The organism is Bifidobacterium coryneforme (assembly GCF_000737865.1).
Taxonomy (GTDB): Bacteria; Actinomycetota; Actinomycetes; order Actinomycetales; family Bifidobacteriaceae; genus Bombiscardovia; species Bombiscardovia coryneformis.
In genome coordinates, this window is record NZ_CP007287.1 from 745,722 (window position 1) to 759,180 (window position 13,459).

The window sequence follows — 13,459 nt, forward strand, 5'->3', positions numbered from 1 at the left end:
GGACCCTATGCTCAGAGCACTTCGATGCTGTTGATGAAGACCGGTTCCTGGGGGCGGTCGCCGGAGTCGGTGGCTACGGCATCAAGCTTGTCGACGACCTTCTTGGAATCCTCATCGGCAACCTGGCCGAAGATGGTGTGGTGACCATCCAGCCAGGGGGTGGGTACGGTCGTGATGAAGAACTGGGAGCCGTTTGTGCCGTGGGCCCTGCCCGTGGCGGGGTCACGACGCAGGCCGGCATTGGCCATGGCCAGCTTGTAGGGCTGGTCAAAGGTCAGCTCGGAGTCAATCTCGTCGTCGAATTCATAACCGGGGCCGCCTGTGCCTGTTCCCAGGGGGCAGCCGCCCTGAATCATGAAGTCCTTGATGATTCGGTGGAAGGTCAGACCGTCGTAGAAGGGGTCCTCCCTTTCCTGGCCGGTCTCCGGGTCCGTCCATGTCTTCTTGCCCTGGGCCAGATCCAGGAAGTTGGACACGGTTTCAGGTGCCTTGTCGTCGAAGAGGTCAAGGCGGATGTCGCCTTCCGATGTATGCATGATGATGGTAGTCATGCCTCTTATTCTTTCATGACTGCCCGACGCATAGCCCAGGTGCGCGACCTGTTCAATCGAATGTCCTTCTCGTTTCGGGCAGGCCAACGACCGCAAGGCCAAGTGTGCTCATTGCTCCGCCTTGTACGGTTTCGACGAGAGGGGAAGGGGAGGGGGTTGGGCTGTCGCAGAGCCCTGGCGATTCCGCCTGGTTCAGCGGATGACGGCGCCGAAGGGCATCAAGGCCAATTTCGCCATCTTGAAAGACTGTATGCCGAAGGGTATTCCGACGATGGTGGCGAGGTTGATCAGGCCTGCCACGAAGTATGACAGGGCCAACCACCAGCCACCCAGGACCAGCCATAGCAGATTGGCCAGTGCGGATCCGAACCGCCCTTGATAGGTGACTGAGTGGCCGAAGGGCGACAGGGTCAGCCCGGCCATCTTGAAAGCCTGTGCGCCCAGCGGAATGCCGACGATTGTGAAGCAGAGGATGATGCCGATCAGGGCCCAGCACAGTGAGATTGCCAGACCGCCCAGAAGAAGCCAGATGATGTTGCCCAGGAATCTCATGAGAGGTTGTCCTTGCCCCGGTCCCTCTGATGTGGCCGTGATTGTTCTACGGACAGGGTTTCCATCACGGCCCGCGTGGATTCCGTGATGTCTTCGACGATACGTGAGACCTTGTCGCGGCTGGGTTTTCCGCCCTCCATAGTCAAGGCGTCAATCAGTCGCATGCCGGATTGGACGATGCCTCTGGTGACCTCCACGCCGGTCCGGGCATCTCCTGGCCGCAGTGACTGCCAGGCATCAATCAGGGGCTGGTTCACCTGACGGTGGAAGACCACCATGGCACCCGTGGTCCTATCCGTGGAGCCCGTCTTCTTCTGGTCGGGTGTGATGGGCTGCCCGTACAGAAAGGAGTCTCGGAACTGGGTGTCATTGCTGTCGGCGTAGAGGTTCATCAGCCAACTGTGACCGTGATGGCCGGCCTGGATCAGGTTGGTCCGAGTCCAGGCAAGGATGATCTCCTGTGGCGTGTGCGCCTGACTCAGGGCCTGGGTCAGGGACGTGGACCAGACGGGCAGGTGGGCCTCCAGGACCATGTCGCAGAGCTGGTCGGTGTCGGCAGCGTACCGGTAGAGGGAGTTCCTCGCCATGCCTGCCCCTCTGCTGACTGCGGCCATGGTCAGACCACGCCGGCCAGAGGTTCTGAGTATCCGCTCGGTTGCCGTGAGGATGCGCGAGAGCGTCCTGGAACGGTGCTCGTCCAGACTGGCTTCCTCGATCTTGGGCATGATCCTCCTGGGGTTGTGCTCCTGCATGATGCGATCGCATATGGCCGCGATTCTTCCCGTTGCAAAGAATCATATGGCTCCGGGTGTATGGACTCAACTTCGGCTGGTGGACATCGGGTCTTGGTTGCCTCAGCTTGTTGGTGCCGTTTTGCGATGCTGCCCCGATTCCCCGTCCTGATTCTTCCGTTCCGCTGTTGGCGATTGCCGCCTCGCTGCTTGCCAGGGAAATTTTTGCGACGTATAGTCTCAAAAGTCCGTAGACGAGTTATCGGGATGCTGAATGGACATCAGCGCATAAGATTCCCGGTGGCAGACAATGAGGGGGTGTCGGATGACCCGACGAGATCAGGGCGACGAGGGGGAGCGGACCCGGGCCGCAACAGAAGCACGGACGAATCCGGTAGGGGAGGCGAGCGCAGGCAAACCGCCCTGGAAGGCGCTCTGGGTGCTGGCCCTGGGGCTGGCCATGATTGTTCTCGACTCTTCCATCGTCAATGTGTCGATACCGGCCATTATCAATGCCATCCACATCACCATGACCGAGGCGCAGTGGGTCACAGCACTCTACAGCATCGTCCTGGCCGCCCTCCTTTTGCCCGCCGGACGACTGGGCGACATGATCGGCAGGAAGCGGATGCTCCAGGTCGGGACCGTCATCTTCATTCTGGGTTCCCTTCTTGCGGCAACCTCTTCCAGCGGGTCCTGGCTTCTGATGGCACGTGTCGTCCAGGGCATAGGCGGCTCCCTGGTCATGCCGTCAACCCTCTCATCGGTGTCGGCCACCTTCCGAGGCAAGTACCGAGCCACGGCCTTCGGTGTCTGGGGGGCCGTCATGTCCGGTGCCGCAGCAGTCGGACCCTTCCTGGGTGGTCTCTTCACCTCTACGATTGGCTGGCGTTGGATATTCCTGGTCAATCTTCCCTTGGGGCTGGTTGTCATCCTCGCCTCGATGGCCTTCGTACCCGAGACCAAGTCGTCGCCGGCGGGATCCGCCGACCGTTTCGGTCTGCTCCGCGACTGGGAGGGAATCCTCCTGTCGGCTTTGGGTTCGGCCTTTGTTGTCTTTGCCCTGATTGAGGGACAGACCTATGGCTGGGTCAGGCCTGCGTCCACCCTGGTCCTGGGTCCGCTGGTCTGGTCGAACAGCGCGCCAGTATCACTGGTGCCGATCAGCCTGGTCCTGGGATTGGTCCTACTGGTCGGCTTTGCCCTGGTGGAGCTTCGCCGCAAGAGGCAGGACCGTATCGTTGTCCTCGATGTGTCCATGTTCACCATCGGTACCTTCGGTTGGGGAAACCTGACGGCGGCCATCATCAATGCAGGCCAGTTCGCCGTCATCTTCATCCTGCCCCTCTATATGATCAATGCCCGTGGCCTCAGCCCTCTTCAGGCAGGATCGGTCCTGGGCATCATGGCTCTGGGGTCTGTGGTCTCCGGCGGGCTTGCCCGGCTGGTCTCCGCTCGTCTGGGGGCAGGCGGTACGGTCCAGCTTGGTCTGGGTATGGAGATTCTCGGCGTTGCCGCCTCGGTCCTGCTCATGCGCGACTCCATGCCTCTCTGGACCATGTTGGTGACCCTTGTCATCTATGGGACGGGCCTGGGCTTTGCGTCCGCTCAGCTGACCAGCCTGGTCCTGTCCGGCGTACCCGTTGCCCAGTCAGGCCAGGCCTCCGCCACCCAGTCGACGATTCGACAGTGGGGCACCGCCCTTGGGGCGGCTGTTTCCGGCAGCGTTCTTTCCGCCGCCGTGGGTATGGTCATGCCGGCTCACTTGGGGGCGATCCCCGGCCTGCCAACCGGTGTTGCCCAGGGATTGACCCAGTCGGTGCGGTCATCGGCGGGCAATGTCATATCCTCCATGAGGATGCAGGGCACCAAGGGGCAACTCGGCGTGCTGGGACCCCAAGTCACAGAAGCTTTGACACGAGGATTCACCCAGGGGGCCCAACTGTCCATGGCCTTCGCGGGGGTGCTCCTTCTGGTGGGTCTGGTGGCCTCGATCAAGGTGCGGCAGGCGGCACGCAAGGCCGGTGCCGACCGGGTCTGACAGGGCTGTGCGAGGGGAATCGACCAGGGAATCACGCGCGGTTTCCCTGCCTGGCACCGCTTTCGGTTTAGAATCGCCAGTATGGGTATAGAAGAACACGACCATTCATCCGACGGCTCCCTCCTGGTGGCCCTGGCTCAGATTGATACCTGCGTGGGTGACCTGGACGGCAATGCGGCGAAAATCATGGAGTACTGCCGCAAAGCCGCCTCCAAGAAAGCCGATCTGGTGGTCTTCCCCGAAATGACCCTGACGGGGTATCCGATCGAGGACCTGGCCTTCCGGGCGACTTTCCGCAGGGCAGCCTGGTCCAAGGCCGACCAGTTGGCCAAGGGTCTCCAGGATGAGGGGCTGGGTGGTTTATACGTCATCGTCGGTACCGTCGGCACGGACCGGGAACAGGACAGGCCGCGCAACCGGATGGTGGTCCTTCACGACGGTCTGGTGTGGGCCGGGTATGACAAGCACTTCCTGCCCAACTACGGGGTCTTCGACGAATATCGAATCTTCACTCCCGGCCAGGAGAGCGTCATTCTCGACATCAAAGGCCGACGTATCGGTTTGGCCATCTGCGAGGATATCTGGCAGGAGGGCGGGCCCATCAGCGAGATGGCCCAAGAGGGCATTGACCTCCTGGTGACCATCAACGGTTCCCCCTTCGAGGAGGGCAAGGGACATGTGCGTCGCGATCTGGCGGCCAGGCGCGCTCGCCAGGTTGATGCCCCGGTCATCTATGTCAATCAGGTAGGAGGGCAGGACGACCTGGTCTTCGATGGCGGGAGCTTCGTGGTAGGTGCCGACGGTGCCCTCTTGGAACGATCCCCCCAGTTCATAGAGCACCTGGGATACTGGACCCTGCCGGAATCGGGGGTTGCGGGGGAGACGGCTGCCCGGTCCAAGTCCGCCCTGATCGGTGATCTTCCCGGAGATGAGGAAATCTACCGGGCCTGTGTGCTCGGTCTGCGGGACTATATGGTCAAGAACCATTTCACGGGGGTCTGTCTGGGACTGTCCGGGGGGATTGACTCGGCTCTGGTGGCCACAATCGCCGCCGATGCCTGCGGTGGCTCCAACATATGGGGCATCTCCATGCCCAGCCGGTACTCCTCCGAAGGGTCTCGTGACGATGCGGCCGACCTGGCCCAGCGGCTGGGCCTGCATTACGAGGTGAAGGCCATCGGCCCCGAATTCGATGCCTTCCAGGAGGAGTTGCACCTGGAAGGTGTGGCCGAAGAGAATATACAGGCCCGCATACGTGGTGTCATCGTCATGGCCTATTCCAATTCCAGGAACCTCCTGGCCCTGGCCACCGGCAATAAGTCCGAGCTCGCCTGTGGGTATTCGACCATCTACGGAGACGCTGTGGGCGGGTACGCTCCGATCAAGGACCTTCTGAAGACCAGGGTCTGGGAGTTGTCCAGGTGGCGCAATGAGGAGGCAAGGCGCCAGGGGCAGGTTGAACCCATTCCGGCCAATTCGATCCTCAAACCGCCCTCGGCCGAGTTGCGAGAGGGCCAGAAGGACTCTGATTCCCTGCCTGATTATGCCCTTCTGGACCGTGTCTTGGAGGCGTATATCGAGAAGGCCCACGGCCGCGAGGACCTTTTGGCCGACGGTTTTGACCCGGAGACCGTCAATACGGTCATGCGTCTGGTGGATCGGGCCGAGTGGAAGAGGCGTCAGTACCCCCTGGGTCCCAAGGTGACATCGCTTGCCTTTGGTCGGGATCGTCGCCTCCCGATCACCAACGCTTTCAGGGAGTGACATCGAGGGCGAAACCGAGTCCGCTTGATTCGGTTTCGGCATGGCGAAGTAAGGATCCCCCTTTGCTGGGGCCTCGTCTTTTCCGCTGTGAAGACCGGAGCTGGTAGGCGCTCGCAGGATACGGCTGCATGACACCACCAGGTCCGGCGGCATGCGGTGACAGGAATCATGTCCAGGAGGCAATCATGTCGGAGCGGAGGCCAGAGTGGTTTCTCAACACGGTGACGGGCGAGCCTGAGCTGGGCAAACAGTCACCTGCCGACCGCAGGATGGGTCCTTATCAGTCTTACGAGGAAGCTCTCAATGCATGGGAAATCGCCAAAAAGCGCAACAAGGCCTGGGAAGAGGAAGACCGACGTTGGCGCCAGGAGTGGGAGGGGGACCCGGACTCCTTATAGAGAGGTATCAGGAATGGGAAGAGTAGGGGAGTCTCCGCTGATTACTGTGTTTCGGCTCTCGCCATCTCCGTCGCCGACTGAGTGGATGGAACGCTCCTGCCGCGCATGTCATGGGCTCGTTGCGTAGGTCTTGGCGGCGGATGCAAGCCCATTTCCGCATATCTTCAAGAACGGCTTGCTCAATGTGACAAAGCTCACGTCCCTGGCTGACTTTCGGGAATGACGCCAACTCTATACTTGGTGGTAACAGTGGTGTGAGGAAGCGCCATTGACATATCAACAAGGAGTTGAGTATGACAGCAGTTGAGACCACATCAGTCTCTCCCGAGGAGCTGCAAGCCAAGGCTTGGGACAGCTTCAAGGGTGAAGACTGGAAAAAGAACATCGACGTCCGAGACTTCATTCAGGAAAACTACACCCCCTACACCGGAGACGAATCCTTCCTGGCGCCTGCCACCGAGAAGACCAAGTTCCTGTGGAACTACCTCGACGACAACTTCCTTGCCGTTGAGCGCAAGCAGCGCATCTATGATGTAGACACCCACACGCCTGCCGGAATCGACGCCTTCCCCGCCGGATACATCGACGGCAAGTCGGCTGACGAGACGCAGGACAACGTCATCGTAGGCCTGCAGACCGATGTTCCCTGCAAGCGCGCCATGATGCCCAACGGAGGTTGGCGCATGGTTGAGCAGGCCCTCATGGAGGCCGGCAAGGAGCCCGATCCCGAGGTCAAGAAGATCTTCACCCGGTATCGCAAGACCCACAATGACGGCGTCTTTGACGTGTATACCCGCCGTATCAAGCTGGCCCGCCACAACAAGATTCTGACAGGTCTGCCTGATGCTTACGGTCGTGGCCGCATCATCGGCGATTACCGCCGTGTGGCCCTGTACGGCATCAATGAGCTGATCGCCCAGAAGAAGGCCGACAAGGATTCGATTCCCTACCGCAACGACTTCACCGAGGAAGAGATCGAGCACTGGATTCGCTTCCGCGAGGAGCACTCCGAGCAGATCAAGGCCCTGAAGCAGCTGCTGAAGCTTGGGCAGGAATACGGTCTGGACTTGAGCCGTCCTGCGCAGAATGCCAAGGAGGCCGTCCAGTGGACCTACATGGCCTACCTGGCTTCCGTCAAGAGCCAGGATGGTGCGGCCATGTCCATCGGCCGTCTGTCCGCATTCTTCGACATCTACTTCGAGCGCGACCTCCAGAGCGGCCTGATCGACGAGACGGATGCCCAGGAGATTGTCGACAACATCGTCATGAAGCTCCGTATCGTCCGCTTCCTGCGTACCAAGGACTACGACAACATCTTCTCCGGAGACCCCTATTGGGCGACCTGGTCGGATGCAGGCTTCGGCGATGACGGCCGCCCGCTGGTCACCAAGACCTCCTTCCGTTTGCTGGCAACCCTGACCCTGGAGCACCTTGGACCCGGCCCCGAGCCCAACATCACCATCTTCTGGGATCCGAAGCTGCCTGAAGGCTACAAGCGTTTCTGCGCCCGTATCTCCATCGACACCTCGGCCATCCAGTACGAGTCCGACAAGGACATCCGCGCCCACTGGGGAGACGACGCCGCCATTGCATGCTGCGTCTCTCCGATGAGGGTCGGCAAGCAGATGCAGTTCTTCGGTGCGCGTGTGAACTCGGCCAAGGCCCTGCTCTACGCCATGAACGGTGGCCGCGATGAGATGACCGGAATGCAGGTCATCGACGAGGGTGTCATCAAGCCCGTCACCCCCAAGGAGGACGGCTCCCTGGACTTCCAGGAAGTCAAGGACAACTACGAGAAGGCCCTGCAGTGGCTGAGCGAGACCTATGTCGAGGCTCTGAACATCATCCACTATATGCATGATAAGTATGCATACGAGTCCATCGAGATGGCCCTGCACGACAAGGAGGTCTACCGCACCCTCGGTTGCGGTATGTCCGGTCTGTCGATTGCGGCCGACTCCCTGGCTGCCATTAAGTACGCCAAGGTCTACCCGATCTACAACAAGGATGCCGAGGGTACACCGGAGTATGTCGAAGGTGCTGCCGATGACCTGATCGTCAACTACAAGACCGTGGGTGAGTTCCCTGTCTACGGCAATGACGACGATCGCGCCGACGACCTGGCCAAGTGGGCCGTCTCCACGGTCATGGGTCAGATCAAGCGCCTGCCCGTCTACCGTGGCGCCGTCCCCACCCAGTCCATCCTGACCATCACTTCGAACGTGGAGTATGGCAAGAACACCGGTTCCTTCCCCTCGGGCCACAAGAAGGGCACCCCGTATGCCCCTGGTGCGAACCCCGAGAACGGCATGGATTCCCACGGTATGCTGCCCTCCATGTTCTCCGTCGGCAAGATCGACTACGACGATGCCCTCGACGGCATCTCGCTGACCAATACGATCACCCCTGACGGCCTGGGCCGCGATGAGGACGAACGGATCAACAACCTGGTGGGCATCCTGGATGCCGGCAATGGCCACGGTCTGTATCACGCCAACATCAACGTCCTGCGCAAGGAGCAACTTGAAGACGCAGTCGAGCATCCTGAAAAGTACCCGCATCTGACCGTGCGCGTTTCGGGCTATGCGGTCAACTTCGTCAAGCTGACCCGCGAGCAGCAGCTCGATGTGATCTCCCGCACCTTCCATCAGGGAGCAGTGACCGACTGATTGACATCGGTGGTCCTATCCGTTGAAAGACGGTGAGCCGAAGGGGGCGGGGAAGACACCCCGCCCCTTTCAAATTCGTAATCAGGAGGTTCCAATGACGGATACCATGACCTTCCATACCACCCAGCCGCACATGCTCAAGGAGTCCAAGGTATACCAGAGCCAGACTTTGATGGGTGGACTATCGGGATTCGAATCACCCATCGGGCTGGACCGGCACGACCGGATGGCGGCCTTGCGCACGGGCGATATCGGATTTGTGCATTCGTGGGACATCAATACGTCGGTGGATGGTCCCGGAACCAGGATGACCGTATTCATGAGCGGATGCCCGCTCAGGTGTCAGTACTGCCAGAATCCCGATACCTGGAAGATGCGTGACGGTCAGCCCGTGTACCTCCAGGCCATGATTGACAAGGTGGCGCGCTACCAGGACCTCTTCAAGGCGACGGGCGGGGGCATCACCTTCAGTGGGGGCGAATCGATGATGCAGGCCGCCTTCGTATCTCGTGTCTTCCGTGCAGCCAAGGAGATGGGTGTCCACACCTGTCTCGACACCTCGGGCTTCCTCAACCGCAACTACACGGACGACATGATAGACGACATCGATCTGTGCCTTCTGGATGTCAAGTCGGGTGACGAGGAGACATACAAGGAGGTCACCGGAGGCACGCTGGCTCCGACAATCGCCTTTGGGAAGAGGCTGGCAGAGCGGGGCAGCAAGATCTGGGTACGTTTCGTCCTGGTCCCCGGCCTGACCGATTCGGAGGAGAACGTCGAAAAGGTGGCCGAGGTATGTGAGCAGTTCAAGGATGCCATCGAGCACATCGACGTTCTGCCCTTCCACCAATTGGGAAGACCCAAGTGGCATGAGTTGCGCATACCCTACCCCCTGGAGGATGCCAAGGGCCCCTCGGCCTCACTGAAGAAGCGTGTGACCGAGCAGCTCGAAGCCCATGGTTTCGTGGTCTACTGATGAGATGACGGAGGGCCCCGGCCGGGAAGTTGGCCGGGGCCCTCTTGTTGAGCTATGCTTTCTGCCGTGCGAGGGACCCGGGTGAGGCACCTCCGGAAAGAGAACAGGTATGGAGGATAGTGCCCGTCGGCAGGACATGACCGGTCGCCAGGAAGAGCGTCCAGGTCAAGGAGAGTCAGACGCCGAACCAGCCCGGTTGCTGGCCGAACCCAGGGGTGGTGTCCCACCGGTCATCGATGATGCGCAGGGGTTTGCGCGGGCATGCCGTGAACTCTCCCAGGAACGCGGCCCTCTGGCTGCCGATGCCGAGCGGGCTTCGGGTTTTCGCTATGGACATGATGATTACCTGGTCCAGTTCAAGCGCGGGTCATCGGATATCTTCCTTCTGGATCCTCAGGCATTGAACCGTGCAGGATGTGACTGGGACGATTTCAACCGGGCCGTTGATGGTGCCCAGTGGATCATCCATGACTCACCTCAGGATCTTCCCGGTTTCCACGACCTGGGCATGAAGCCCTCATCGTTGTTCGATACGGAGTTGACCGCGCGAATGCTGAACCTCCGGCATTTCGGTCTCTCTGCGGTGACCGAGCACTTCCTCGGTCTCTCCCTGGCCAAGGAACACTCCGCCGCCGACTGGTCGCACCGCCCCCTTCCCAGGGATTGGCGCAACTACGCCGCCCTGGATGTGGAGCTTCTGGTTCCCCTGCGTGAGCGCATGCTGCTGGAGCTGGAAAGGCAGGGCAAGGAAGAATGGGCCCGGCAGGAATTCGTCTGGCTGCTGGACAAGCGGTCACAGCGCAAGCCCAGACCTGAGCAACCCTGGCGGCATTTGTCGCAGATCAGTACCCTCCGCAAGGACCGACGCGGCCTGGCTGTTGCGAGGGCCCTATGGACCAAGCGCGAGGAACTGGGCAGGGAGTATGACATCGCTCCCAGCCTTCTCCTCACCGACAGGTCCATCATCGCCGCCGCCCAGGCGAAACCACGTAATGCCGCCCAGTTCCGTGCCATCCGCTCCTTGAATGAGCGGGTGAGGATCCATGCGGGTGGGGAGCAGGACAGAATGTTCGAACGGTACGCTCCCATTCAGCGCAAGGTTCGGCCGAAGGTCTGGAGGGAGACCATCTTGGAGGCGCTCGATCTGCCTGCTGATGAACTCCCCGTAGGGCCTAAACCGCAGGCGGACCAGAACAACGCCCCCAAGTCCATGCAGGTGTGGCGGCAGCGCCATCCGGAGCGTATGGCGAGGCTCGAAGCGGCTCGGAAGACCGTGGCCAGGATAGGGCAGGAAACCAATACCCCGGTCGATGTTCTGATAAAGCCCAAGTACCTGCGTAACCTCTGCTGGACCGATGAGCCCGGAAAAAGGGACGTGGCCGACTTCCTCGAAGAGCAGGGCGCCAGGCCCTGGCAGGTTTCCCTCCTGTCAGAGTCCCTAAGTCGCGCTATCATGTAACGGTTGCCTTACTGGCAGATCAAACGGTTTTGATGAATTGGAGCGCAGCGTGAAAATCAGCGTCAGGAACCTCGAGCCCACCAAGGTCAGGCTCACAATCACCGTCGATTCGGAGGAGCTGGACCCGTACCTGGACCAGGCCCGCAAGGAGATCGGCAAGCAGGTCACCATCCCCGGCTTCCGCAAGGGACATGTGCCCGGCCCCATCGTCGACCAGCGTGTCGGTTTCGCCAGCGTTGCAGGCGAAGCCATCAATGCCGGCGTCCCCGAGATTTACTCCAAGGCCCTGGCGGAGAAGAAGCTCCACGCCATGGACCAGCCGCAGATTGATGTCAAGGATGTTCCCCAGTCCGCCAAGGACGAGACCAAGTTGAAGTTCACCGCGGAGGTGGAGATTCGCCCCAAGTTCGACCTGCCCGACCTGGACGGCATGGAGATTGAAGTCCCCAAGCCCGAAGTCAGCGATGAGGATGTCGACAAGCGTCTGGACAACCTCCGTCAGCGCTTCGGCACCCTGGTCAGCGTGGATCGCCCCGCCAAGAAGGGTGATTTCGCCAGCATTGACCTGGATGCCCTCATCGACGGGGAGTCTGTGGATTCCCAGCAGGGCATCAGCTACGAGTTGGGTTCCAACACCATGCTCGATGGTCTGGATGAGGCCCTTGACGGCCTCTCCGCTGGTGAGGAGACCACCTTCGAAGGCACCCTGGAGGCCGGCGATCACCAGGGCGAGAAGGCCCAGATCAAGGTCAAGGTCAACTCGGTAAAGGCCGAGGAGCTGCCTGAGCTGGATGACGAGTTCGCCCAGGAGGCTTCCGAGTTCGACACCCTGGAAGAGCTCAAGGCCGATGTGCGCAAGCAGTGCGAGATCGACGCCGAGGGCCGCCAGGCAACCGACGCCCGCGATGCCTTCATCGCCAAGCTTCAGGACGGCCTGGAAATTCCGGTCCCCAAGGGCATCAAGGCCAACATGGTCGCCGATCAGCTCAAGAACACCGGCAAGGATTCCGAGAAGGCCACCAAGGACGAGAAGGCCGAGGCCGAAAAGAACGTCGAGAAGGAACTCCGTGACCAGATGACCCTGGATGCCCTGGCCGAAAAGATGGAGGTCAGTGTCAGCCAGGTGGATGTGACCAACTTCCTGGCTTCGATTGCCCAGCAGTACGGCATGGACCCCTCCGCCTTCATCAACTCCATCGTCCAGAACGGTCAGCTGGGTTCTGCCGTTCAGGAGGTCGGACGTTCCAAGGGTATGCTCGCCGGCATGCGTGCCGTCACCTTCAAGGATCCCGAAGGGAACGAGGTCGATCTGACCCGCTTCCTGGGTGGTGATGAAGAGGACGGACAGTCCATGGAAGACCAGGACGAGAGCGTCCAGGCTGCTTCCGCCGCTGCCGCTGTGGCCGACGAACTCTCGGATTCAGGTTCGGCCGAAGAGGCGGAAAACAAGGACTGACGTCTTCATCCGGCGGGTCGGACCTGCTCTCAGGAGCGGTTGCGGACCTACTGTGATATGACCGTTTGATCAGAGGACGCCCGGCGAATTGTCGCCGGGCGTCCTTTTTGTTGCGGCCGCTCTCCAGGGATTCTCCGTAGACCGGCCTAGCCCTTCCATGGTTGCGCAAAGAGCGGAAGTTCCCCCAAGCGTCGGTTGTGGGCGCTAGGCTCTAAGGCATGACACGTTTATCGAAGGAGACACGGTGAGCAATACACTTGCAACCAGCCCTGTCATGGAAGAGGGGGAGGCCGCTGCACCTGCGGACCCCATCTTCAACAGGCTGTTGAAGGACAGGATCATCTGGCTGGGCGATGAGGTTAAGGACACCAATGCCAACGTCATCTGCGCTCAGATGCTGATGCTGGCGGCCGAGGATCCCAAGAAGGACATCTGGCTTTACATCAATTCGCCAGGCGGTTCCATCACTGCCGGCATGGCCATCTACGACACCATGCAGCTGATCGAGCCCGATGTGGCCACGGTTGCGGTTGGCATGGCAGCGTCCATGGGGCAGTTCCTCCTGTCCAGCGGAGCCAAAGGCAAGCGTTTCGTCACCTCGCATGCAAGGGTTCTCATGCATCAGCCCTCGGGCGGTGTGGGTGGTACGGCCACCGATGTCAGGATCAATGCAGAGTTGATCATGGATATGAAGAAGACTCTCTCGGAGCTGACCGCAGAGCAGACCGGTCACACCGTGGAGGAGATTTACCGCGATAACGAGTACGACCACTGGTTCACAGCCCAGCAGGCCCTGGAATACGGCTTCGTCGACAAGATCGTAACAACCCCGGGTACCATGGGTGCCCAGGGAGGGAAGTGA

Annotated in this window: 11 protein-coding genes; 8 read left to right on the forward strand and 3 right to left on the reverse strand. The window is 60.6% G+C overall.

Features of this window, described 5'->3' with window-relative positions; genetic code table 11:
- Positions 1–11: 11 nt before the first annotated feature.
- The 3 genes from bcor_RS02745 to bcor_RS07225 form a co-directional block, all read right to left on the reverse strand.
- Complete coding sequence (locus bcor_RS02745) at positions 12–551, reverse strand: peptidylprolyl isomerase (RefSeq protein WP_033497123.1); 540 nt, start codon at positions 549–551, stop codon at positions 12–14.
- A 192-nt stretch (positions 552–743) separates the two neighbouring features.
- Positions 744–1,103, reverse strand: a complete 360-nt coding sequence (locus bcor_RS02750) for a YccF domain-containing protein (protein WP_033497121.1) — start codon at positions 1,101–1,103, stop codon at positions 744–746.
- Complete coding sequence (locus bcor_RS07225; protein ID WP_051875625.1) at positions 1,100–1,828, reverse strand: TetR/AcrR family transcriptional regulator; 729 nt, start codon at positions 1,826–1,828, stop codon at positions 1,100–1,102. The genes bcor_RS02750 and bcor_RS07225 overlap by 4 nt, the downstream gene beginning before the upstream one ends.
- A gap of 331 nt (positions 1,829–2,159) precedes the next feature.
- On the opposite strand from bcor_RS07225, the gene bcor_RS02760 reads away from it, so the two are divergent.
- The 8 genes from bcor_RS02760 (at position 2,160) to bcor_RS02795 (ending at position 13,459) form a co-directional block, all read left to right on the forward strand.
- Positions 2,160–3,875: an MFS transporter gene (locus bcor_RS02760; RefSeq protein ID WP_051875626.1), complete on the forward strand. Its 1,716-nt coding sequence runs from the start codon at positions 2,160–2,162 to the stop codon at positions 3,873–3,875.
- Between the two features lie 81 nt (positions 3,876–3,956).
- The gene (locus bcor_RS02765; RefSeq protein ID WP_051875627.1) at positions 3,957–5,639 is read left to right on the forward strand and encodes an NAD+ synthase; all 1,683 of its coding nucleotides are present in this window, start codon (positions 3,957–3,959) and stop codon (positions 5,637–5,639) included.
- Positions 5,640–5,824: 185 nt separating this feature from the next.
- Positions 5,825–6,037, forward strand: a complete 213-nt coding sequence (locus tag bcor_RS02770; RefSeq protein WP_033497119.1) for a hypothetical protein — start codon at positions 5,825–5,827, stop codon at positions 6,035–6,037.
- 293 nt (positions 6,038–6,330) lie between these two features.
- Positions 6,331–8,706, forward strand: a complete 2,376-nt coding sequence (gene pflB / locus bcor_RS02775) for a formate C-acetyltransferase (RefSeq protein ID WP_033497117.1) — start codon at positions 6,331–6,333, stop codon at positions 8,704–8,706.
- A 94-nt stretch (positions 8,707–8,800) separates the two neighbouring features.
- A complete protein-coding gene (pflA, locus tag bcor_RS02780; protein ID WP_033489955.1) occupies positions 8,801–9,682 on the forward strand; it encodes a pyruvate formate-lyase-activating protein in 882 nt (293 codons plus the stop codon).
- A 136-nt stretch (positions 9,683–9,818) separates the two neighbouring features.
- A complete protein-coding gene (locus bcor_RS02785) occupies positions 9,819–11,141 on the forward strand; it encodes an HRDC domain-containing protein (protein ID WP_051875792.1) in 1,323 nt (440 codons plus the stop codon).
- 49 nt (positions 11,142–11,190) lie between these two features.
- Entirely contained in the window at positions 11,191–12,597 is a 1,407-nt protein-coding gene (gene tig, locus bcor_RS02790; protein WP_033497115.1) for a trigger factor, read from the forward strand.
- 244 nt (positions 12,598–12,841) lie between these two features.
- Positions 12,842–13,459, forward strand: coding sequence for an ATP-dependent Clp protease proteolytic subunit (locus bcor_RS02795; RefSeq protein ID WP_033489959.1), 618 nt, complete (start codon positions 12,842–12,844; stop codon positions 13,457–13,459).

What these genes read in the sequence shown, in the direction of transcription:
- bcor_RS02765 (WP_051875627.1), top strand. Translation starts at nt 3,957, where the DNA reads ATGGGTATAGAAGAACACGACCATTCATCCGACGGCTCCCTCCTGGTG.
- bcor_RS02750 (WP_033497121.1), bottom strand. Translation starts at nt 1,103, where the DNA reads ATGAGATTCCTGGGCAACATCATCTGGCTTCTTCTGGGCGGTCTGGCA.
- bcor_RS07225 (WP_051875625.1), bottom strand. Translation starts at nt 1,828, where the DNA reads ATGCCCAAGATCGAGGAAGCCAGTCTGGACGAGCACCGTTCCAGGACG.
- bcor_RS02760 (WP_051875626.1), top strand. Translation starts at nt 2,160, where the DNA reads ATGACCCGACGAGATCAGGGCGACGAGGGGGAGCGGACCCGGGCCGCA.
- bcor_RS02770 (WP_033497119.1), top strand. Translation starts at nt 5,825, where the DNA reads ATGTCGGAGCGGAGGCCAGAGTGGTTTCTCAACACGGTGACGGGCGAG.
- bcor_RS02745 (WP_033497123.1), bottom strand. Translation starts at nt 551, where the DNA reads ATGACTACCATCATCATGCATACATCGGAAGGCGACATCCGCCTTGAC.
- pflB (WP_033497117.1), top strand. Translation starts at nt 6,331, where the DNA reads ATGACAGCAGTTGAGACCACATCAGTCTCTCCCGAGGAGCTGCAAGCC.
- bcor_RS02785 (WP_051875792.1), top strand. Translation starts at nt 9,819, where the DNA reads ATGACCGGTCGCCAGGAAGAGCGTCCAGGTCAAGGAGAGTCAGACGCC.
- pflA (WP_033489955.1), top strand. Translation starts at nt 8,801, where the DNA reads ATGACGGATACCATGACCTTCCATACCACCCAGCCGCACATGCTCAAG.